The 22070-nt window shown below is 61.0% G+C and carries 21 protein-coding genes and 1 other RNA gene; 11 read left to right on the top strand and 11 right to left on the bottom strand.

Annotated features, from left to right (window positions below; translation table 11 throughout):
- Window positions 1-11 precede the first annotated feature (11 nt).
- Window positions 12-494, bottom strand: a complete 483-nt coding sequence (locus AB4N82_RS11100; RefSeq protein ID WP_099601737.1) for a sn-glycerol-3-phosphate transporter — start codon at window positions 492-494, stop codon at window positions 12-14.
- A gap of 343 nt (window positions 495-837) precedes the next feature.
- Here AB4N82_RS11100 and AB4N82_RS11105 point away from each other — a divergent pair, with 343 nt between their 5' ends.
- Complete coding sequence (locus tag AB4N82_RS11105) at window positions 838-3225, top strand: TonB-dependent receptor plug domain-containing protein (protein WP_460104926.1); 2388 nt, start codon at window positions 838-840, stop codon at window positions 3223-3225.
- 27 nt (window positions 3226-3252) lie between these two features.
- Window positions 3253-3906, top strand: coding sequence for a gamma-glutamylcyclotransferase (locus AB4N82_RS11110; RefSeq protein ID WP_032884300.1), 654 nt, complete (start codon window positions 3253-3255; stop codon window positions 3904-3906).
- Here AB4N82_RS11110 and glpT read toward each other — a convergent pair.
- Window positions 3903-5240 (bottom strand): glycerol-3-phosphate transporter, encoded by a 1338-nt coding sequence (gene glpT, locus AB4N82_RS11115; protein ID WP_032884299.1) that lies wholly within the window; start codon window positions 5238-5240, stop codon window positions 3903-3905. The genes AB4N82_RS11110 and glpT overlap by 4 nt on opposite strands.
- A 290-nt stretch (window positions 5241-5530) precedes the next feature.
- On the bottom strand, window positions 5531-6508 hold the full coding sequence (locus AB4N82_RS11120; RefSeq protein WP_122681940.1) for an NADPH:quinone oxidoreductase family protein: 978 nt from the start codon (window positions 6506-6508) through the stop codon (window positions 5531-5533).
- Between the two features lie 150 nt (window positions 6509-6658).
- On the opposite strand from AB4N82_RS11120, the gene AB4N82_RS11125 reads away from it, so the two are divergent.
- Window positions 6659-7066, top strand: a complete 408-nt coding sequence (locus AB4N82_RS11125) for a flagellar basal body-associated protein FliL (protein WP_032884296.1) — start codon at window positions 6659-6661, stop codon at window positions 7064-7066.
- A gap of 17 nt (window positions 7067-7083) precedes the next feature.
- Here AB4N82_RS11125 and AB4N82_RS11130 read toward each other — a convergent pair whose 3' ends face one another.
- The 4 genes from AB4N82_RS11130 to AB4N82_RS11145 all read right to left on the bottom strand — a co-directional run bounded on the left by AB4N82_RS11130 (window position 7084) and on the right by AB4N82_RS11145 (window position 12467).
- The gene (locus tag AB4N82_RS11130) at window positions 7084-8202 is read right to left on the bottom strand and encodes an ABC transporter permease (protein WP_032884291.1); all 1119 of its coding nucleotides are present in this window, start codon (window positions 8200-8202) and stop codon (window positions 7084-7086) included.
- Window positions 8202-10919, bottom strand: a complete 2718-nt coding sequence (rbbA, locus tag AB4N82_RS11135) for a ribosome-associated ATPase/putative transporter RbbA (RefSeq protein WP_460104928.1) — start codon at window positions 10917-10919, stop codon at window positions 8202-8204. Before rbbA ends, AB4N82_RS11130 begins: the two co-directional genes overlap by 1 nt.
- Window positions 10916-11881, bottom strand: coding sequence for an HlyD family secretion protein (locus AB4N82_RS11140; RefSeq protein ID WP_095185174.1), 966 nt, complete (start codon window positions 11879-11881; stop codon window positions 10916-10918). Before AB4N82_RS11140 ends, rbbA begins: the two co-directional genes overlap by 4 nt.
- Before the next feature lie 136 nt (window positions 11882-12017).
- On the bottom strand, window positions 12018-12467 hold the full coding sequence (locus tag AB4N82_RS11145; protein WP_095185173.1) for an EVE domain-containing protein: 450 nt from the start codon (window positions 12465-12467) through the stop codon (window positions 12018-12020).
- Between the two features lie 194 nt (window positions 12468-12661).
- On the opposite strand from AB4N82_RS11145, the gene AB4N82_RS11150 reads away from it, so the two are divergent.
- Window positions 12662-12811 (top strand): hypothetical protein, encoded by a 150-nt coding sequence (locus tag AB4N82_RS11150; RefSeq protein WP_010207387.1) that lies wholly within the window; start codon window positions 12662-12664, stop codon window positions 12809-12811.
- Window positions 12812-12818: 7 nt separating this feature from the next.
- On the opposite strand, the gene AB4N82_RS11155 is transcribed toward AB4N82_RS11150, so the two are convergent.
- The 4 genes from AB4N82_RS11155 to AB4N82_RS11170 all read right to left on the bottom strand — a co-directional run bounded on the left by AB4N82_RS11155 (window position 12819) and on the right by AB4N82_RS11170 (window position 14239).
- Window positions 12819-13448, bottom strand: coding sequence for a 5-formyltetrahydrofolate cyclo-ligase (locus AB4N82_RS11155; RefSeq protein WP_032884520.1), 630 nt, complete (start codon window positions 13446-13448; stop codon window positions 12819-12821).
- A 58-nt stretch (window positions 13449-13506) separates the two neighbouring features.
- Window positions 13507-13685: non-coding RNA, 6S RNA (gene ssrS, locus AB4N82_RS11160), on the bottom strand.
- A gap of 30 nt (window positions 13686-13715) precedes the next feature.
- Entirely contained in the window at window positions 13716-14033 is a 318-nt protein-coding gene (locus AB4N82_RS11165; RefSeq protein WP_027608375.1) for a cell division protein ZapA, read from the bottom strand.
- A complete protein-coding gene (locus AB4N82_RS11170; RefSeq protein WP_007982902.1) occupies window positions 14030-14239 on the bottom strand; it encodes a TIGR02449 family protein in 210 nt (69 codons plus the stop codon). The genes AB4N82_RS11165 and AB4N82_RS11170 overlap by 4 nt, the downstream gene beginning before the upstream one ends.
- Window positions 14240-14378: 139 nt before the next feature.
- Here AB4N82_RS11170 and AB4N82_RS11175 point away from each other — a divergent pair, with 139 nt between their 5' ends.
- From AB4N82_RS11175 to AB4N82_RS11205, 7 genes are all read left to right on the top strand, one after another.
- Window positions 14379-14936: a YecA/YgfB family protein gene (locus AB4N82_RS11175; protein WP_015886444.1), complete on the top strand. Its 558-nt coding sequence runs from the start codon at window positions 14379-14381 to the stop codon at window positions 14934-14936.
- Between the two features lie 20 nt (window positions 14937-14956).
- Window positions 14957-16279 carry a Xaa-Pro aminopeptidase gene (pepP, locus tag AB4N82_RS11180; protein WP_032884285.1) on the top strand — a complete coding sequence of 441 codons (1323 nt, stop codon included), beginning with the start codon at window positions 14957-14959 and terminating at the stop codon, window positions 16277-16279.
- Window positions 16276-17463, top strand: coding sequence for a 2-octaprenyl-6-methoxyphenyl hydroxylase (ubiH, locus tag AB4N82_RS11185; protein WP_099601730.1), 1188 nt, complete (start codon window positions 16276-16278; stop codon window positions 17461-17463). Before pepP ends, ubiH begins: the two co-directional genes overlap by 4 nt.
- Complete coding sequence (locus AB4N82_RS11190) at window positions 17456-17941, top strand: DUF4442 domain-containing protein (RefSeq protein WP_032884283.1); 486 nt, start codon at window positions 17456-17458, stop codon at window positions 17939-17941. Before ubiH ends, AB4N82_RS11190 begins: the two co-directional genes overlap by 8 nt.
- A gap of 9 nt (window positions 17942-17950) precedes the next feature.
- On the top strand, window positions 17951-19168 hold the full coding sequence (locus AB4N82_RS11195; protein WP_163033280.1) for a 2-octaprenyl-3-methyl-6-methoxy-1,4-benzoquinol hydroxylase: 1218 nt from the start codon (window positions 17951-17953) through the stop codon (window positions 19166-19168).
- A 95-nt stretch (window positions 19169-19263) separates the two neighbouring features.
- Window positions 19264-20268, top strand: coding sequence for an extracellular solute-binding protein (locus tag AB4N82_RS11200; protein ID WP_122763954.1), 1005 nt, complete (start codon window positions 19264-19266; stop codon window positions 20266-20268).
- A 164-nt stretch (window positions 20269-20432) separates the two neighbouring features.
- Window positions 20433-22049, top strand: coding sequence for an ABC transporter permease (locus AB4N82_RS11205; protein ID WP_095185318.1), 1617 nt, complete (start codon window positions 20433-20435; stop codon window positions 22047-22049).
- Window positions 22050-22070: the final 21 nt, after the last annotated feature.

Below are 22070 nucleotides of genomic sequence, written 5' to 3' on the forward strand. Positions count from 1 at the left end.
TCAGTGCTCGCTTAGAAGCGCACGCCGGTCGTCACCATCGCCGCATTGAACCCCAACAACACCAACTCCGCCGCCACCGGCCCGTAATGGGTGCCTACCGACGGAATAATCACCGGCGCCACACCGAAACGGTTCAGTGGGATCTTGTCGCGGTACTTGCCGCGATAGCCCTGGATCGCCCCGCCCGTGACCTTCAGGTACACCGGATAGTCGGTCATGTCATAGCGCTTGCCCGCGTAGGCGTAGTACGAGCGCTGGCGGAACGAGTTGCGAAAGGTTGCCCCGCCATACACCAACCCTGAGGCTTCATTGCGCTCCAGGCCAATCAGGTCTTGGTTGTTGTTGTGGTCCTTGTCCGGCGCGAAGTGCCGAGTGTAGACGCTGGTCTGCGCGTACCAGAAGCCCTTGTCGTCTTCGGTGAAGGGCGATTCGCCAGCTAGCGCGGTGGTAGCCTGGGCCAGCAATAACAGGCCGGGCAGTCGAAAATTCTTCATGGGTGCGACCTCGGTAGTCGGTTTGATGGGCGGCTAAGTGGGTCGTGATGTGCACCCTATTTTGACGGCTTGGCGCGTGCCCAGGCTGAACCGGGGCTGAAAGTAACGGGATCGCTACGGATAATCCTGACGGAGGGGCCTCTGGGCTTATGCATTCTCTTATTCCTTAAAGGTATTTAATTTGTTACATGAATATCTTTAAGCTATATCGCAACGGACTACCGATTTTCTGCCAATCACCAACAACTGACCGCCACCGCCCGCCAGCCGGATCGATCGTATGAGCTCAGAGCACTGACGTTCTGATGTTTGATTACTGATTCATAAGGGAAAGGGGAGCGGTATGGGGAGCTACAAGAAACACGCGCTGTACTCGGCGATTTTGTCGGCCAATTTGCTGACCGCTGTGAGCTTCAATCCAGTCTTTGCGGCCGAAACGTCCGCCACCGATGCACCCAAACTCGACACCGTGATTGTCACCGGCACCCGCGCCCAGGAGCGTACGGCCAGTGCTTCACTGTCACCCATCGATGTGATTTCCGGTGACAGTCTGCGCAGCACCGGCTCCGATGAGCTGGGCGCAGTGCTGGCGCGCCTTATTCCATCAATCAATTTCCCACGCCCAAGCCTGGTGGACGGCGCCGAATTGGTGCGGCCTGCACAGTTGCGCGGCCTGTCACCTGATCAGGTGCTGGTGCTGGTCAACGGCAAGCGCCGCCACACCAGTGCCTTCGTCAACCTGGGCGGCGCAGTGGGCCGTGGGTCGGCACCGGCGGACCTGAATGCGATCCCGCTGTCGGCGGTGGACCATATCGAAGTGCTGCGAGACGGTGCTTCCGCGCGCTACGGCTCGGATGCGATTGCCGGGGTGATCAACGTGATCCTCAAGCACGCTGACCATGGCGGCTCGATCTCCACCAAGTTCGGCGAATACAAGAAGGGCGACGGCATCCAGCGCAATGTCAGCGGCAACACCGGCCTGGCATTGGGCGACAACGGCGTTATCAACCTGTCGGCCGAAGGGGCTGACAACGACTACACCAACCGCGCCGGTGATGACTACCGCACCGGAAGCGTCGGTTCTACCACCTATGGCCAGCGCGTGTTCCGCCAAGGTGAGCCGGCCACCAATGAAGGCAAGTTCCAGTTCAACTCCGAATATTCCTTCAACGACGCGGCCGAGTTCTACACCTTCGGCGGTTACAGCAAGCGGCGTGGCGAGACGGCGGCGTTTTACCGCGCGAGCAATGCGTCCAACAACATCCCGGCGCTCAACCCCAACGGTTACCTGCCGCTGATCAAGGGCAACCTTGAAGACACGTCGTTGGTGGTAGGCCTGCGTGGCTTGCTGGCGTACGACTGGCATTACGACCTGTCGGCCAACTACGGCAAGAACCAGTACGCACTCAGCACTGAAACCATCAACACCTCCCTGGGCCTGGCGACACCGCGCAAGTTCGACAACGGCACCCTGAGCAACGACCAGAAGCAAGTCAGCCTGGACCTTTCCCGCGAGTTCGACGTGGGCTGGCTGCCTTACCCGGTGTCCGTGGCGTTCGGCGGTGAATACCTGCATCAGGGTTATGAAATCGAGGCGGGCGAGCCAGCGTCCTACTTCCAGACCGGCAGCTCCGGGCTGGGCGGCTTCCGGGATGCCGACGCGGGCACCAGCTCTCGTCACAATTGGGCGCAGTATCTGGACCTGGAAACCAACTTCACCGAAAAACTCAGCGCCTCGGCCGCCGTGCGCCATGAGGACTACAGCGATTTCGGCTCCAATGTGAGCGGCTCGCTGTCAGCCCGTTATGACTTCACCCCGCAAGTGGCCTTGCGCGGCAGTGTATCCAACGGTTTCCGCGCGCCGTCCCTGGCCCAGCAGAACTTTGCCTACACCTCATCGCAGCTGATCGGCAGCACCATCCAGGAAGCCGGTACCTTCCCGGCCAACAGCCAGGTTGCGCGCTTGCTCGGTGCTGAAGACCTCAAGGCCGAGAAGTCGCGCAACTACAGCCTTGGTCTGGTACTGGAGCCGGCCGATGACCTGACGGTGACGGTGGATGTGTACCGTATCGACATTCGCGACCGTATCAGCCTGTCCTCCAACCTCGGCATAAACGCGGCGACGCGTGCCTACCTGCAGGCCAACGGCGTGGGCAACATTGATTACACCACCGCCCGCTACTTCACCAACGCCACCGACACCAGCACCGACGGCGTCGATCTGGTAGCCAACTATCGCTACCAATTCGATAGCGGTATCCGCTGGAACAGCACCGTGGGCTACAACTACAACCACACCAAAGTGACCGATGTGAAACCCAACCCGGCCATCCTCGATAGCCTTGGGGCGAACCTGGTGAGGGTGGACCGTCGCGAGCGAATCGGTTTGCTCGGCGATACCACGCCCCAGCACAAGCTGAGCCTGGGTAATGACTTCACCTACGGCAATTGGGCACTGCACAGCAATTTGGTGCGCTATGGTGAGTTCACCAGCTACCAGGCGGACAAGGTCAACGACCAGACTTTCAAGGCCGCCTGGGTACTGGATTTATCGGCTGACTACAAGCTGAAGAACTGGACCTTCACCCTGGGCGGCGACAACGTCACCGATAAATACCCAGAGAAGGTCAACGCCTTCGCCAGCAGTGGTGGCAATTTGGCCTATAGCACTTTTTCGCCGTACGGTTACAGCGGCGCGTTTTATTACGGTAAAGTTGCTTACAACTGGTAACACACAGGAGGCGTACCGCTTTTCGCCATGACCGCCATAGAAACCGATCTTCAGCAGTTGGCTTACCCTCCGCGGCTCGATCTGGGGCCGCAACTCACTCACGAACAGTTAATGAGCTCGATGCAGGCCACCATGGGCCGGCATAAAGGTGGGCCGGTCTGGCTATTTGCGTACGGTTCGCTGATCTGGCGTCCTGAATGCTCGTCTTCCGAGCGGGTGCGGGCGCGGGTCCACGGCTATCACCGCGGCCTGTACCTGTGGTCCCACGAGCATCGGGGCACGCCGGAAACGCCAGGGTTGGTGTTTGGGTTGGATCGCGGTGGCTCTTGCAGCGGGTTCGCTTACCGCTTGCCCGAAGATCAGTTGGAGGCCTCGCTTTACGCCTTGTGGCAGCGCGAGATGCCTTACCCGTCCTACCGGCCGCACTGGCTCAGCTGCCGTCTTGAGGATGGCAGTCAGGTGCAGGCGTTGGGGTTTGTCCTGGAGCGGCACTTGCCCAGCTATGCTGGCAACTTGCCGGATATCGTGCTCAACCATGTGCTGCAAAGCGCTTGCGGGCGTTACGGCACTACTCGCGATTATGTCGAGCAGACCGTAAACGCCCTGCGTAGCCACGCCATGCCAGATAAGAATCTGGAGGCGCGGCTCAAGCGTTGTGCAAAGGGTTGCTCTGGCGATTAACGCGCCGAGCTGACGCTGTTGGTGTGCCACAGCGTTGGGATCAGGAACGCGATAGCCAGCAGGCACGCACCGATCAGCAGTACGAAACCACCGTCCCAGCCGAAGTGGTCCACGGTGTAGCCCATTGCCGCACTGGCTGCCACCGAACCGCCCAGATAACCGAACAGACCGGTGAAGCCCGCGGCCGTACCGGCGGCTTTCTTGGGTGCCAACTCCAGAGCCTGCAGGCCGATCAGCATCACTGGGCCGTAGATCAGGAAACCGATGGAGAACAGCGCAATCATGTCGACCATCGGGTTGCCCGGCGGGTTGAGCCAGTACACCAGGGTTGCCACGGTCACCAGCGCCATGAACACCACGCCCGTCAGGCCACGGTTGCCACGGAAGATCTTGTCCGACATCCAGCCGCACAGCAGCGTGCCTGGAATGCCTGCCCACTCGTAGAAGAAATACGCCCAAGACGTTTTATCCACGTCGAAGTGCTTGGCTTCCTTCAGATAAGTTGGCGCCCAGTCCAGCACGCCGTAGCGCAACAGGTAGACGAACACGTTGGCGAAGGCGATGTACCACAGCATTTTGTTGCGCAGCACGTATTTGACGAAGATTTCCTTGGCGCTGAATTCTTCCTCATGGCTGGCGTCGTAGCCTTCGGGATAGTCGTTCTTGTATTTCTCGATGGGCGGCAGGCCTACCGATTGCGGTGTGTCGCGCATGGTGATGAAGGCAAAGGCCGCTACCGCCAAGGCCACAGTGGCCGGCACGTAAAAAGCTGCGTGCCAGTCGTTGAACCACGCCATGCCCAGCAGGAACAGCGGACCGATCAGGCCGCCACCGACGTTGTGTGCCACGTTCCACACCGACACTACACCGCCGCGCTCTTTCTGCGACCACCAGTGCACCATCGTCCGCCCACTTGGCGGCCAGCCCATGCCTTGGGCCCAGCCGTTGATGAACAGCAGAATGAACATCATGGTCACGCTGGACGTTGCCCAAGGTGCGAACCCGAAAATGAACATCACACCCGCCGATATCAGCAGGCCGAAAGGCAGGAAGTAGCGTGGGTTGGAACGGTCGGACACCAGGCCCATGAGGAACTTGGACAGGCCGTAGGCAATGGCGATGGCCGACATCGCCAAGCCCAGTTGACCACGGGTGTAACCCTCGTCGATCAGGTAGGGCATGGCCAGGGAGAAGTTTTTACGCAGCAGGTAATAACCGGCGTAACCGAAGAAAATACCGGCGAAGATCTGCCAGCGCAGTCGTCGGTAGGTACTGTCTATTTTTTCTTCAGGCAGGGGCGCCTGATGCGCGGCAGGACGAAAGAAAGCAAACATTCAAGAGCTCCAAATTTCTTGTTTTGACTGCGGATGCGAATGTTACAGTTTCGTTACCGAAAATAGCATCGCTTCTCATGCACAAACACAGGAAATGGGAGCAATTGCATGTTCTTTTACGAACATGTCGTAAATGGATAAGTGTGGGTCGTTATCGATTTTATGATCGCAGGAGATCAAATGTGGGGGGGGCTTGCCCCCGATAGCGGTAGGTCAGCCAGCTCATCTGAAGCTGACCCACTGCCATCGGGGGCAAGCCCCCTAACACATTTGATTGCATTTCAGGTCGGTTAGCGGGTCTGGACGACGACCTTGCCGACAGCCTTGCGCTGGCCGAGGTCATTGATCGCCTGGGCGGCTTGGTCCAGTGGATACACCTGCGACACCAACGGCTTGAGCTTGCCCTCACCGTACCAAGTGAACAGTTGCTGGAAGTTCGCCGCATTGTCCTGCGGCTGGCGCTGGGCAAACGAGCCCCAGAACACCCCGACCACCGCTGCGCCCTTGAGCAAAGCCAGGTTCACCGGCAGCTCTGGAATACGCCCGCTGGCGAACCCAACCACCAGCAAACGCCCGTTCCAGGCGATGGCGCGGATGGCCTGGTCAAACAGGTCACCGCCCACCGGGTCGTAGATCACATCGGCGCCGTTGCCGTCGGTGAGGCGCTTGATCTCTTCTTTGAGGCTGGTTTCGCTGTAGTTGATCAGTTCATCGGCACCCGCGGCCTTGGCCACGGCGAGCTTGTCGGCGCTGCTGGCTGCGGCGATCACACGGGCGCCCATGGCCTTGCCGATTTCCACCGCGGCCAGGCCTACGCCGCCGGACGCACCGAGCACCAGCAAGGTTTCGCCCGGTTGCAGGTTGGCGCGTTGTTTGAGCGCATGCATCGAGGTGCCGTAGGTCATGCTGAAGGCGGCAGCGGTGTTGAAGTCCATGCTCGGCGGGATCGGTAGCACGTTATAGCCCGGCACCGCGACCTGCTCGGCAAAGCTGCCCCAGCCGGTGAGTGCCATGACCCGGTCGCCGACTTTCAAATGGCTGATCTTCTCACCCACTTCGCTGACTACGCCCGACGCCTCGCCACCCGGCGAAAACGGAAAGGGCGGCTTGAACTGGTACTTGCCCTCGATGATCAGCGTGTCCGGGAAGTTCACCCCCGCCGCGTGTACGTCCAGCAGGATTTCGTTCTTCTTGATCGCCGGGCTGGCGATTTCTTCCAGCACCAGGGTTTCGGCGGGGCCGAAGGCTTTGCACAGCACAGCTTTCATCGGGCTATTCCTTTTGGTGTCGTGGCCGATAAGTGTAGGAGGGTAGGCCCGTGGGTCAACGAGCATGCCCGGCCCTGATAAGCCGCCATAAGCTTGTGCTCTGCCTTGCTAGCGTTATGCTACCCGGCAACCGAATGTGAGGAATGAACTGTGAAAGCGTGGATCCTGTTGATGCTGGCCCTGACCTTGCCCATGGCTGCCCAGGCCGAAGAAGCCAAAGAAGGCGAGGCGCCGAAGGTCAGCTATATCAGCCTGAGCCCGCCGTTCGTGGGTAACTACGGCCTGGACGGCACGGCGAAACTCAAGGTGTTCAAGGCTGACATCGCCCTGCGCGTGACCGGTACCGAAGCCGCTGCTGCTGTCAAAGCCAACGATGCGTTGATTCGTAACCAGTTGGTGGCGCTGTTTACCCAGCAGACCAACGAGGCCATGAGCACCGTCGAAGGCAAGGAAAAACTGCGCCAGGAAGCCCTCAAGCAAACCCAGCAAGTGATGAACGACGAGACCGGCAAGCCGGTGGTGGAAGACCTGTTGTTCAACAACCTGATCATTCAGTAATCAGCCTGGCTGGCGGTTCAGGAAGCCAAACTCTTCCTGAACCGCACCAATGCCACCGCAAAAAACAACAATCCAATTGCCGCCAGCGCCAGCAAGTCCGGCCATACCACACTGACGCCCGCGTCCCGAAACAGGATCGCTGCACTCAGGCTCACAAAGTGCGTCGACGGCGAGCCCTGCATCACCCACTGCAACCACTCGGGCATGCTGTCCAGTGGCGTACTGCCGCCGGATAGCAACAGCATTGGGATAATCACCGGGATTGCCAGCAAGCCGAACTGCGGCGTCGAGCGGGCAAGGGTGGCGAGGAAGATTCCCAGTGCGGTGCTGGCAAACAGGTATAGCGCGGTCACGAATAGAAACAGGCCCATCGATCCCGCCAGTGGCACGCCGAGCAAGCCTTTGACCACCACCTCCAGCGACACCCAAGTACACACCACCACCACCAACATGTTGCTCCAGATTTTTGCCAGCATGATTTCCAGCGCGGTCAGCGGCAGCACCAGCAGATGGTCGAGGGTGCCGTGCTCTCGCTCACGCAACAGCGCGGTGCCGGTCAATACGATGGCGAGAATGGTGATGTTGTTGACGATCTGGATTACCGCCAGGAACCAGCCACCTTCCAGGTTGGTATTGAACAGCGCTCTTGTGGTCAGCAGCGCCGGGGCTTTGCTGGCGGTATCGGTTTGGCCGCTGTAGCTCAGCAACTCCCGTTGGAAAATCCTGCCGATATAGCCCGCGCCCATGAACGCCTGGCTCATTGCCGTGGCATCGACGTTCACCTGCACGCCGGGCTGGCGACCCGCGAGCAGATCAGCCTGGAAGTTGGCCGGCACGTTGATCACGAAGGTGTACTGGCCGCTGTCCATCACCTTGTCCAATTGGTCATAGGCCAGCGGCGCAGGCGCCTGGAATTCCGGCGGTTGCAGCGCCTCTGCCATCTGCCTGGAGAGCGCGCTGTGATCCTCGTCCACAAAGGCGACGCTGGCGTTGTGTACGCCAATTACAGATCCGGCGGCAGGCATATAGATGGCGACAGTGAAGGCGTAGAACAGGAACAGCAGCAATACGCTGTCGTGGCGCAGGCTGGTGAGTTCCTTGATGCCCAGGCGCAGGATATGAGTGAGCGTGTGCATCAGGCCTCCTGCTTCTTGAGCATGATCAGGCTTAGCCCGGTGAATCCGATGAAGAACCCGAACAGCGCCAGGCATTGCGGCCACAACTGGCGTAGGTCCAAAGCCTTGGTGAACGTGCCGACTGCGATATCCAGGAAGTGCCCGGCTGGAAACAGCATGCCCATCAGTGCCGCCGCGCCTTCCAGAGAGGAGCGCGGCACGATCAGCCCGGAAAACTGGATGGTCGGCAGGCTGGTGATGATCATGGTGCCGAGGATCGCCGCGATTTGAGTACGGGTGAACGCGGAAATCAGCAGGCCCATGCTGGTGGTGGCCAGCACGTAAAGCAGTCCGCCAAAGGCCAACGTCAGGCCGCTGCCCTTGAACGGTACGCCAAACAGCCAGCGATTCATGGCCACCAGCAGCGCCAGGTTGATCAGGCTCACGGCGATGTAGGGCGCCTGCTTGCCCAGCAGGAACTCCAGGCGCGTCAGTGGTGTGGCATAGAAGTTGGTGATCGAGCCCAGTTCTTTCTCGCGCACGATTCCCAGAGCCGTGAGCATCGCTGGGATAAACGCCAGGATCAGCGCCATCACCCCTGGGCCGATGGCATTCACGCTGACCACGTCCTGGTTATAGCGAAAGCGGGTTTCCAGCTTGGCGGCGGCCTGGGTGGTCTGCGGCAGGCTGCTCAGTTCGGCCAGTTGTTGCAGGTTGCCCTGGTGTACCGCTTCTACATAGTTGCGGCTGGTTTCCGCGCGAAACGGCATGCCGCCGTCGAGCCAGGCGGCGACTGTGGGTTGGCGGCCAGCGTAGAGGTCACGGCCAAACCCTGGCGGGATCTCCAGGGCCAGTTTGATTTCCGAGCGCTGCAGGCGCCGGTGCAACTCACTGGAATCCTGGATGGGCGCCTGTTCGGCGAAGTAGCGCGAGCTGCGGAAGGCTTCCAGATAGGCTCGGCTTTGGGGGCTTTGGTCCTGGTCGTAGACGGCAAAGGCGAGGTTTTCCACGTCCAGGGAAATGCCGTAGCCGAAGATCACCATCATGAACATCGCGCCGAGGAGGGCGAAGGCCATGCGCACTTTGTCGCGCAGTAGTTCTTTGCCTTCACGGCTGGCCACGGCCAACAGGCGAGAAAGGCTGAAGCCGCGTTTGCTCACGGGCGGCGCACTGATTTCGCTGACGGTTTTGGCCGGTGCGGCAGGCTCGGGTTCGCCTTGGGCCTGTTCCAGGCAGGTGACGAACGCAGCTTCCAGGGTGTCGCCGTGGAACTGCTGTTGCAGTGCCTCCGGTGTGTCGCAGGCCAGCACTTTGCCGGCGTGCATCAAGGAAATGCGGTCGCAGCGCTGGGCTTCGTTCATGAAGTGGGTGGACAGGAAGATGGTTACGCCTTGCTCCCGAGACAACTCGACCAGCAGCCGCCAGAAATCATCCCGAGCTGCCGGGTCGACGCCGGAAGTGGGTTCATCGAGGATCACCACTTCCGGGCGATGCAGCACGGCCACGGCCAAAGACAAGCGCTGGCGCAGACCGAGGGGTAATTCGCCGGAGGGTTGCTCGGCTATCTTGCTCAGGTCAAAGCGTTGGATCAATTCATCGATACGCGGCCCACTGTCTGCTTTGGGCAGGTCGAACAGTTGCGCGTGCAGCACCAGGTTCTGGCGCACGCTGAGCTCGCCGTACAGCGAGAAACTCTGGGACATGAAACCCACGCGCTTGCGGGTGGCCAGGTCCTTTGCGTTCACAGGGTTGCCCAGCAGTGTCGCGCTGCCTTCGGTGGCCGGCATCAGCCCGGTGAGGACTTTCATGGTGGTGGTCTTGCCGCAACCGTTGGAGCCGAGGAAGCCGAAAATCTCGCCTCGACCAATAGCAAAGCTAACCTTGTTCACCGCCGTGAAATCACCGAAACGCAGGGTCAACTCGTGGGCTTCGATGGCGATATCGGCGTTGGCGTTTTCCCTTGGCGGGATCACCAGCGGCTGGTTGTCATGGGCGCCATCGCCTTGGAAGTGGGTGAAGGCCTCATCCAGTTTGCCGCTCGGCGTCGCTGCCGCCAGTTCGCGACTGAGGCCGTCGGCGATCAGTTTGCCGCGGTCGAGCATCATGCAATGTTCGAACTGCTCGGCTTCCTCCATGTAGGCCGTGGCTACCAGCAGCGTCAGTTGCGGGCGTTCGCTGCGTACGGTTTCTACCAGCTCCCAGAAGCGTCGACGGGACAGCGGATCGACGCCGGTGGTGGGTTCATCAAGGATAAGCAGGTCCGGGTCGTGGATCAGCGCGCAGCACAGGCCGAGCTTCTGCTTCATGCCGCCGGAGAGTTTGCCGGCTGGGCGCTCGGCGAAGCGAGCCAGGTCGGTGGCCAGCAGCAGGTTGTGCATGCGCTGGTCGCAGTCGGCTTTGGACAGGCCGAACAGGGTGGCGAAGAAGCGGATGTTCTCGCTGATGGACAGCTCGGGGTACAGGTTGCCACCCAAACCCTGAGGCATGAAGGCGATGCGCGGATACAGGCTGTTGCGGTGACGGCGATCCTGAATGGAGCCGCCGAGTACCTCCAATTGGCCGGCCTGGAGTTTCTTAACGCCGGCGATCAACCCCAACAAACTCGATTTGCCCGCACCATCCGGGCCGATCAGCCCGCAGCGTGTACCGGCGGGCAGGCTGAAGGCGATGTCGATCAGCGCCTGTTGTTTGCCGTAATGGTGGTTGATGCCTTTGGCGTGCAGCGCCAGGCCGGTCATTGCAGGTTGGCCGGCCAGTCGATATCAGCTGTGCGCACATAGCCGGAGCCGGGCATACCCGGTTTGGCTTGGGGCACGGCGCTCGGTTGAGTCAGGTGCAATTTGACGCGGAATACCAGTTTCTGGCGTTCGTCGCGGGTCTCCACTTCCTTGGGGGTGAACTGCGACTTGGCGGCGACGAAACTGATCTTGGCCGGCAACGGCTGCTGGGGCAGGGCGTCGAGCAGAATCCGCGCGTCACTGCCGACGGTCAGGCGTCCGGTCACGGAGGCGGGCAGATAGAGGTTCATGTACTGATCATTGGGGTCGATCAGCAGCAACACGCGCCCGCCCGCGCCAAGCACTTCACCCGGTTCGGCCAGGCGCAGTTGGATAATGCCGTCGATAGGCGCGCGCAGGCTGCTGTCGTCGATTTCACTGGTGAGCTGCGCGACCTGGGCTTGTGCGGCACCGATGGTGGCTTTTGCCGAATTGACCTGGGCCTGGGCGGCGGTCACGGCGGCGTTGCCGGTGTTCTGGCGGGCTTGCTGCTGGTCGATCAACTGGCCGCTGGCGAAGCCGCGTTTGTACAGCTCCTGGGTACGCTTGAGTTCCTGGTTGGCCAGCAGTTGTTCGCTCTGGCGCAGTTGCACGTTGGCCTCGGCGGCGGCGAAGTTCTCCTTGGCCCTCAGCACTTCGGCTTCGGCCTGGGCGCGCTGGGCTTCCAGCGTGCGGGTGTCCATGCGCGCCAGCAGTTGGCCCTTGAGGACCTTGTCGCCTTCGTCGACCCGCACTTCGGCCAGGCGCCCTGGGATCTTGGCGGCGATCTGCACTTCGGTGGATTCCAGGCGGCCATTGCCCATGCCCAGACCTTCGGGCAGACGGTCCTGGGTGGAGCGCCAGTAACCGAAGCCGCCGGCACCGAGCAACAACGCGATCAAGAGAACGGCAAACAGGTGGGAAGAGCGGGGTGTGGTCGACATGGGTGCATCCTGCGGCTTTAGCATCCTAGTTTGATCGGTGCTGCCCAAGGGGCGTTGATACCGATCAAATGAAGCGCAAGCCTAACCCGGTTAAAGGGCAGATGCATGCGTCGAGCGCGTGACCGCAGGGTTCTCGTCAGCGCAGCGCCAGCACCGTCGCCCATTGCTCGGCGGTGACCGGCATCACCGACAGGCGGCTGCCTTTTTGCACCAGGGGCAATTCGGCGAGGGCGGTTTGCTGTTTCAAGTAGCCGAGCCCCAGCACCTTGGGGAAGGTTTGGACGTGCGCGACGTTGATCGCAGTCCACGGGTTTTTCTCCGGGGTGGCTTTGGCGTCGAAATAGTGGCTGTCCGGTTCCAGTGCGGTCGGATCCGGGTAGGCCGCTTCGACAATTTTGCCGATACCCGCAATGCCTGGCTCTGGGCAACTGGAGTGATAGAAGAAAAACTCATCGCCCACGGCCATGGCGCGTAGGAAGTTGCGCGCCTGGTAGTTGCGTACGCCGTCCCAGCGCGCTTCGCCAAGCTTTTCCAGGCCGCTGATGGACAGTTCGTCGGGCTCGGATTTCATCAGCCAGTAGGCCATTTTTGGGCTCCTGAAAAAGGCAGTGGGCAAGTTGTCAGGCAATTTGATGACAAACCGACAGTCGGTTGGCGCCAAGGTTTGCGTGTTGGTTCACGTTACCGCAAAATGCCGGCCTTTAAGCTTGACGCAGCTGCAACGGACTACTTTGGAACGTTGTTGTCATCGTGTACGAGATGCCTGAAGGGGGGCAATCGATGCAACGTAAACCGGATTTACTATGGATTTTGGTGATTTTGTTTGGTCTGGGCGTCGTGACCACCGGGTATGCCCAAAGCTTGTGGTCGAACAAGACCGATGCTCCCGTTGAACTGGCTCAACAGCAGCCGCAACCGTTCAAGCGTTAAGCCTTCTTCAAGACGCCGCTGCTTCAAGCGGCGTTTTTGCGACATACCACTGCTTATCAGTGACAGTGCCAGCCAATGGCACATCCCAACTGGCTTGTGCCAATCGATCGACCTTCTGACATTCATGGGCCAGGCCTAGCAGCGTCGGCTTGCGCCAGCTTTGACGGCGTGCCAGATACGCCAGGCTGCGATCGTAGAAACCGCCGCCCATGCCCAGGCGGCCACCCGCGTCATCGAACCCCACCAACGGCAGCAACACCAGGTCCAGCGCCCACACCTTGCGCTGGCGCTTGGCATTGACCCTTGGTTCCAGAATCCGAAAGCGGTTGGGCAGCAGCTTGTCCCCAGGCTTCACGCGCTGGAACACCATCTTGGTACGCGGCCAAGCGCTGAGCACCGGCAGATAGGTGGCCTTGCCCCGGCGCTGAGCGGCGCGCAGCAGCAGGCGCGGATCGATTTCACCGTCCGTCGGTAGATACAAGGAAATATGTTTGGCCCGGCGAAATAGCGGGTGCTGTGCCAGTTGCCGATACAGGCCGTGGGCGGCTTGGCGCTGCTCGCTCGGCGTAAGGGCGCGGCGGGCGTTGCGTAACATGCGTCGAAGTTGCGGACGGGAAAGCGGCGCAGGTTCGGTCATGGTTTTTCGGCTCATAAAACAATGCCAGTCCTTAAGACTGGCATTGAGTTTGGAATTCAGGCTCCCCGACAGAACCGCTGTCGACTAAGCCCTTGAACCCGAAAGTTCAAGGTGGAAGAAGCAGTAGGCTTTAAGGCTTTCCGTCTAGCGGACATGCACACCAGCCCAACGTGCAACTTCCAGGGTAGTGCGAATCGGCTCCGGGACATCGCCGACTGGCAAGCACGCCAGGGAGTGGGGCGAGTATACCTTAAACAGTCGCGGGGATCAGCCCTTGGGTTGCTCTGTGTCGCTGGAAAGCACCAGATCAACACGTTCGAGCAGATCGCGAACCTGCTCGCGGGTCGAGCCGCTGGCCTGCACGTCAGGGCGTTCCTGCTTATGCAGCAGATCGTGGGTAATGTTCAGCGCGGCCATCACGGCGATACGGTCGGCGCCGATCACTTTGCCGCTGCTGCGGATTTCACGCATTTTGCCATCCAGGTAACGGGCGGCGCTCACCAGGTTGTTGCGCTCTTCCTGGGGACAGATGATCGAATATTCTTTGTCGAGGATCTGCACGGTGACGCTATTGCTTGAACTCATGAGTCTTGCTCCAGGGCCTTCAGGCGCGAAATCATCGATTCGACCTTACGCCGGGCGATTTCGTTTTTTTCAATGAGGTGAGCGCGTTCCTCGCGCCAGGTCTTTTCCTGAGCTAATAGGAGTCCGTTTTGACTCTTAAGTTGCTCGACCCGAGTAATTAGCAATTCGAGTCTGGCCATCAGCGCTTGCAGGTCGGTGTCTTCCATTGGGTTCCACTGGATTTTGTCTGATGAATGGCAACTGCAGGATAAACGATCTGACGCCCTTGATAGTCTTGGTACGTCTGCCGGTGCTAGGATACAGCGCTCCATTCTAGACATTGCGCCGTCTGGCGCCTAGCTCACCATGCCCATTCAGAACTCCCCGTACGATGCTTTTTCCAAACTGCTGAGCACCAGCGGTCACCCATGTTCGCCTGCCGAACTGCACGGCGTGCTGTTGGGTCGCAGCTGCACCGGTGTTGGCTTTGATGCCGACAACTGGTTGGCCGATGTCGCCGAGCTGTTGGAAACCGAACCGACCGACAACGTGCGTAACGCGCTGATCGGCCTGCAAGAGATGGTCAAGGGCGAACTGACCGGTGATGACGTCACCGTGGTCCTGTTGCTACCGACCGACGACGCTCCGCTCACCGAACGCGCCGCCGCATTGGGCCAATGGTGCCAGGGTTTCCTCCACGGTTTCGGCGTGAACGCCGGCGGCCTGGAGCTGAGCACCGACGCGAAGGAAGTGCTGCAGGACCTCGCCGCGATCTCCCAAGTGCAAGATGCGCTGGAAGAGTCCGAAGACGGCGAAGGCGACTACATGGAAGTCATGGAATACCTGCGCGTCGCGCCGTTGCTGCTGTTCACCGAGACCAAGAAGTCCGCTGAGCCTGCTGCACCCAAGCCGTCGCTGCACTAAGAAAGGAAGCCCATCTGCCCATGATCCATATCCCCAAAGCGGAATACACCCGCCGCCGCAAGGCGCTCATGGCGCAGATGGAACCCAACAGCATCGCGATTCTGCCGGCCGCCGCCGTGGCCATCCGCAATCGCGATGTCGAGCACGTTTACCGCCAGGACAGCGACTTCCAGTACCTGAGCGGTTTCCCCGAACCCGAAGCAGTGATCGTGCTGATGCCCGGTCGCCAGCATGGCGAGTACGTGCTGTTCTGCCGCGAACGCAATGCCGAGCGTGAACTGTGGGACGGCCTGCGTGCCGGTACCGAAGGCGCAATCCGTGAGTTTGGCGCCGACGATGCCTTCCCCATCACCGATATCGACGACATCCTGCCCGGACTGATCGAAGGCCGTGACCGGGTGTATTCGGCCATGGGCAGCAACGCTGAATTTGACCGGCACGTGATGGAGTGGATCAATGTGATCCGCTCTAAAGCGCACCTCGGCGCCCAGCCCCCGAACGAATTTGTTGCCTTGGATCATCTGCTCCACGACATGCGCCTGTATAAATCGGCGGCAGAAGTGAGGGTGATGCGCGAGGCCGCGCGGATTTCCTGCGCTGCCCACGTCAAGGCGATGCAGGCCAGCCGCGCTGGGTTGCATGAGTTCAGCCTGGAAGCCGAGCTGGATTACGAATTCCGCAAAGGCGGCGCGAAGATGCCGGCTTACGGCTCCATCGTCGCCGCCGGGCGCAACAGCTGCATCCTGCATTACCAGCAGAATGACGCGCTGCTCAAGGATGGGGACCTGGTGCTGATCGACGCCGGTTGCGAGATCGACTGCTACGCCAGCGACATTACCCGCACCTGGCCGGTCAACGGAAAGTTTTCACCTGAGCAAAAAGCGATCTACGAGATTGTGCTGGCCTCCCAGGAAGCCGCCTTTGCCGAGATCGCGCCGAATAAACATTGGAACCAGGCCCATGAGGCGACCGTGCAGGTCATCACCGCTGGGCTGGTTAAGTTGGGACTGCTGCAAGGTGACGTTGACGAGCTGATCGCCAGCGAAGCCTATAAACCTTTCTATATGCACCGCGCCGGCCATTGGCTGGGCATGGATGTGCACGATGTGGGCGAGTACAAGGTGGGCGGTGAATGGCGGGTGCTGGAAGTCGGCATGGCGTTGACCGTGGAGCCGGGGATCTATATTTCGCCGGACAACCAGAACGTGGCGAAGAAATGGCGTGGCATTGGCGTACGCATCGAGGACGACGTGGTAGTGACCAAGCAAGGCTGTGAAATCCTGACCGGCGGCGTTCCCAAGACCGTCGTCGAGATCGAAGCGCTGATGGCGGCCTCCCGATGAGCCGGGTCAATCTTGCGATTATCGGCGGTGGCCTGGTGGGCGCCAGCCTGGCGCTGGCGTTGCAGGCCGGGGCCAAGGCGCGGGGCTGGAAGATCATGCTGATCGAGCCCTTCGCTCCGGGCGACAGCTACCAGCCAAGCTACGATGCACGATCGTCGGCGCTGTCGTTTGGCGCGCGCCAGATTTATCAGCGGCTGGGTATCTGGCAGGAGGTTTCCCGCCGAGCCGAGCCGATCAAGCAGATTCACGTGTCGGACCGTGGGCGTTTCTCCACCGCACGTTTGTCCGCCATGGAGGAGGGCGTGCCAGCACTCGGCTACGTAGTGGAAAACGCCTGGCTCGGCCAATGCCTGTGGCAAGGCCTGGACAAAGACGTGGTCAGCTGGCGCTGCCCGGCGGAAGTCACCCGCATGGAGCCGCTGCCCGACGGCTATCGCCTGACGCTCAACGATGAAACCGTGTTGGAATGCGACCTCGCCGTGCTCGCCGATGGCGGCCGATCCGGCTTGCGCGAGCAATTGGGCATTGGCGTGAAGACCCGTCCGTACAACCAGAGCGCGCTGATTGCCAACATCACTCCCAGCGAAGCCCATAACGGCGAAGCCTTCGAGCGCTTCACCGACGAAGGCCCGATGGCCTTGCTGCCGCTGCCAGACAACCGCTGCGCGCTGGTGTGGACACGCATCGGCATGGACGCCCAGCGCCTGGCCGCCCTCGACGAACGCAGTTTCCTCAGCGAATTACAGAGCGTGTTCGGCTACCGTCTGGGCACCTTGAAGCAAGTCGGCGCGCGCCATTTGTATCCGCTGACCCTGGTGGAAGCCGAAGAGCAGGTACGTTCCCACCTGGTGATCCTCGGCAACGCCGCCCACAGCCTGCACCCAATTGCAGGGCAGGGTTTCAACCTTTCCCTGCGCGATGCGAGTGCCTTGGCCGAGGCCCTGCTCGCCGGGCCAGCGGTGCCCGGTGACCTGGCGACGTTACAGGCGTACCGCGAGCGCCAGCGTATGGACCAGAAGTTGACTGTCGGTTTCTCCGATCAGGTCACGCGCCTGTTTGGCAGTGCACAACCGCTGGTAGCGCTGGGCCGCAATATGGGGCTGCTGGGCCTGGATTTGTTGCCGCCGGCCAAACGCTGGTTCGCCCGTCAGGCCATGGGCTTGGGGACGCGTCCCGATGCGTAAGTGGCTGGTGGCGCGGTTGGGCAAGGCGCGCTTGCTGCGTTGGATCATGACCCTGTACCCGCCATACCTGGGCGCTGGCGTCAGCGTGCAGCATATGAGCGCGGATTTTCGTCACGTCAAAGTGCGTATGGGGCTGGGTTGGTACAACCGTAATTACGTCGGCACGCAGTTCGGCGGTAGCCTGTATTCGATGGTCGACCCGTTCTACATGCTGATGCTGATGGAAAATCTGGGCCGCGACTACATTGTCTGGGACAAGGCCGCGAGCATCGACTTTATCTCGCCGGGCAAAGGCCCGGTGTACGCCGAATTTTTCATCGACGAGGCCTTGCTTGACGAGGTGCGCCGACAGACCGAAGGCGGCGAGAAATACCTGCCTCACCTCACGGTCCAGATTCATGACGGCTCCGGCACCCTGGTGGCGCGGGTCGACAAAACCCTTTACGTGCGGCGCAAGCCGCAAGCGAGACAGGCTTAAACCATGGACATGCGCGCAGATGTGCTGATTGTCGGGGCCGGAATGGTCGGAAGCGCGCTGGCGCTGGCGTTGCAGGGGAGTGGCCTGCAAGTGCTGCTGCTCGATGGCAGCCCGCTGAGCGTCAAACCGTTCGACCGTGACGCGGCCTTCGAACCCCGCGTGAGCGCCTTATCGGCCGCCAGCCAGCGCATCCTGGAGCGCTTGGGCGTGTGGGACGGCATTGTGTCGCGCCGGGCCAGCCCTTACGGCGAGATGCAGGTGTGGGACGGCAGCGGCACTGGGCAGATCCACTTTTCGGCGGCCAGCGTGCACGCCGAGGTGCTCGGGCATATCGTCGAAAACCGTGTGGTGCAGGATGCTTTGCTTGATCGCCTGCACGACTGCGACCTGGGCCTGCTGGCCAACGCGCGGTTGGAGCAGATGCGCCGCTCCGGCGATGACTGGCTGCTGACCCTGGCCGATGGCCGCACCTTGCGCGCGCCGTTGGTGGTCGCCGCCGATGGCGCCAACTCCGCCGTGCGTCGCCTGACCGGCACCGCCACCCGTGAATGGGATTACTTGCATAACGCCATCGTCACCAGCGTACGTAGCAGTCAGCCGCACCAGCGTACGGCGTGGCAACGCTTTACCGACACCGGCCCGTTGGCGTTTTTGCCGTTGGTACGCGATGGGCAGGAAGATTGGTGTTCGATCGTATGGTCCACCACACCGGCTGAGTCCGAGCGCCTGATGGCCTTGGATGATGAAAGTTTTTGCCGTGAGCTGGAGCGCGCCTTTGAAGGGCGGCTTGGCACTGTGGTCAGTGCTGATCCACGGGTTTGCGTACCGTTGCGCCAGCGTCACGCCAAACGCTACGTGGCTGAGGGCTTGGCGTTGATCGGCGATGCGGCTCATGTGATCCACCCGTTGGCCGGGCAGGGCGTCAACCTGGGTTTCCTCGATGCGGCAGTGCTGGCCGAAGTGTTGCTGTCGGCTACTGAACGCGGCGAGCGTCTGGCGGATGTGAAAGTGCTGAGCCGTTACGAACGTCGTCGGATGCCCCACAACTTGGCGCTGATGGCCGCAATGGAAGGTTTTGAGCGGTTGTTCCAGGCCGATCAACTGCCGTTACGTTGGTTGCGTAACGCCGGGCTGAAGATGGTCGACCAGATGCCCGAAGCCAAAGCGGTATTTGTGCGCCAGGCCTTGGGCTTGACGGGCGATCTGCCAACACTCGCGAAACCCTGAGGCATCTGTGCAACATCTGGTAACGCCTCCACCGAGCGTTACCAAATGTGAGTCCCTATCATTTGCGCTCACTTTGCAAATGAGAGACCGCACCCATGTTGGCACCCAAGCGCCTACTGACTGCCCTGGCACTCACCCTGATCGGCAGCACGACTGTGCAGGCAGCCGACGAAGTGGTGGTCTACTCCTCGCGCATCGACGAACTGATCAAACCCGTGTTCGATGCCTACACCAAAAAGACTGGCGTCCAGGTGAAGTTCATCACCGACAAGGAAGCCCCGCTGATGCAGCGCATCAAGGCCGAGGGCGAAAACGCTACCGCCGACCTGTTGCTCACCGTGGATGCCGGCAACCTCTGGCAGGCCGAGCAAATGGGCATCCTGCAACCCTTCACCTCGCCCGTGATCGACAAGAACATTCCTCTGCAATACCGCTCATCCGCCCACGCTTGGACTGGCTTGAGCCTGCGTGCGCGGACCATCGCCTATTCCACTGACCGGGTAAAACCGGGTGATTTGACCACCTACGAAGCCCTGGCCGACAAACAGTGGGAAGGTCGTCTGTGCCTGCGCACGGCGAAAAAGGTCTACAACCAGTCGCTCACCGCGACCCTGATCGAAACCCACGGCGCGGCCAAGACCGAAGAAATCGTCAAGGGCTGGGTGAATAACCTCTCTACTGACGTGTTCTCTGATGACATCGCCGTGCTGGAGGCGATCAACGCCGGGCAGTGCGACGTGGGTATCGTCAACACCTACTACTACGGCCGCCTGCACAAGCAGAAGCCGGACCTGGCTGTGAAGCTGTTCTGGCCGAACCAGGGCGACCGTGGTGTGCATGTGAACCTGTCGGGTATCGGCTTGACCAAGCACGCGCCACACCCGGAAGTCGCCAAGGCTCTGGTGGAATGGATGACCACACCTGAAGCGCAGAAGATCTTTGCCGATGTGAATCAGGAGTTCCCGGCCAACCCGGCTGTACCGCCGTCGGCCGAAGTGGCGACCTGGGGCAAGTTCGTTGCGGACACCTTGCCGGTGGAAGTGGCGGGTAAGCGCCAGGCTGAAGCCATTCGCTTGATGGATCGCGCCGGCTGGAACTAAGTACAATTTGTAGGACGCCGCAGATCCAAATGTGGGAGGGGGCTTGCCCCCGATGGCGGAGGATCAGTCACCGATGAGTCGACTGACATTCCGACATCGGGGGCAAGCCCCCTTCCACATTGGGTTGTGGTGATTTCAAGATCTTCATTATCGAGAACCCACCTTTGGCCCACCCCGCCCAACGCCGCTGGTACCTGCCGGTTTTCACCGTCGCCGCCCTGGTGCTGCTGCCGCTGAGCGTGCTGTTGCTGTCCTGGCAAAGCATCGATGCGCAAATCTGGTCCCATCTGTGGGAAACCCAGATGCCCCGGCTGCTGGGCAATACCCTGACCCTTGTGGTTGGGGTGGGTTTGGGCGTGACCCTCTTGGGCGTAAGCCTGGCCTGGCTCACTAGCCTCTGCGAATTCCCCGGCCGGCGCTGGCTTGACTGGGCGTTGATGCTCCCCTTCGCCATCCCCGCCTACGTGCTTGCCTTCGTCTTTGTTGGCCTGCTGGATTTCGCAGGCCCAGTGCAGACCCTGCTGCGAGAGTGGTTCGGCACCGGTCTGCGCCTGCCTCGCGTGCGTTCCACCAGTGGCGTGATCATCGTGTTGGTGCTGGTGTTCTACCCCTACGTCTACCTGCTGGCGCGCACTGCATTCCTGGCCCAGGGCAAAGGCCTGATGGAAGCCGCGCGAGTGTTGGGGCAATCGCCGTGGCAAGCGTTCTGGCGCGTGGCGCTACCCATGGCGCGGCCGGCGATTGGCGCCGGGGTCGCCCTGGCGTTGATGGAAACCCTGGCGGATTTCGGTGCGGTCTCGGTGTTCAACTTCGATACCTTTACCACCGCGATCTATAAAACCTGGTACGGCTTTTTCAGTCTTTCCAGCGCAGCCCAACTGGCCAGCCTGTTATTGCTGGTGGTGATGCTGGTGCTGTACGGCGAACGGCGTGCCCGTGGCGCGAGCCGTCCCAGCAATGAGCGGCCTCGGGGCAAGGCGCTCTACCACCTGCGTGGGTTCAAAGCGTTAGCCGCCAGTGCCTGGTGTGGGCTGGTGTTTGCGTGCGCCTTTGTCATTCCGGTGCTGCAGTTGATCGTCTGGTTCTGGCAGCGCGGCCGGTTCGACCTGGATGAGCGGTATTCGGGCCTGATCGTCCATACCCTCTATCTCGGTGGTATCGCGGCATTGATCACGGTCAGCGTGGCGCTGGTACTTGCCTTCGCCAACCGCCTGTCGCCGACCCGGGCGATTCGCTCCGGTATCAGCCTGGCCAATGTTGGCTATGCATTGCCGGGTTCGGTGCTGGCGGTGTCGATCATGTTGGCGTTCAGTTATCTGGACCGCGAACTGGTGGTGCCGCTGTCCGGCTGGCTCGGTGGTGCGGGCAAACCGCTGTTGCTGGGCAGCCTGTCGGCGCTGGTGCTGGCGTATCTGGTGCGTTTTCTAGCGGTGGCCTACGGGCCGTTGGAAAATAGCCTGGCGCGCATCCGGCCTTCGTTGCCGGAAGCGGCGCGTAGTTTGGGCGTGAGTGGGCCGCGACTGTTTTGCAAAGTGTATCTTCCGCTGTTGCTACCCGGCACCCTCAGTGCAGCGCTGCTGGTGTTCGTGGATGTGCTCAAGGAAATGCCCGCAACCTTGCTGATGCGCCCGTTCGGCTGGGACACCCTGGCGGTGCGGATCTTTGAAATGACCAGCGAGGGCGAGTGGGCACGGGCTTCGCTGCCGGCACTGACACTGGTACTGGTGGGCCTGCTGCCGGTGATCGGGCTGATCCGACGCTCTGCCCGACCAATCGGTTAGGTGTCAGTCCTACGGCTTGAG

Source organism: Pseudomonas sp. H1_D04 (genome assembly GCF_054683855.1).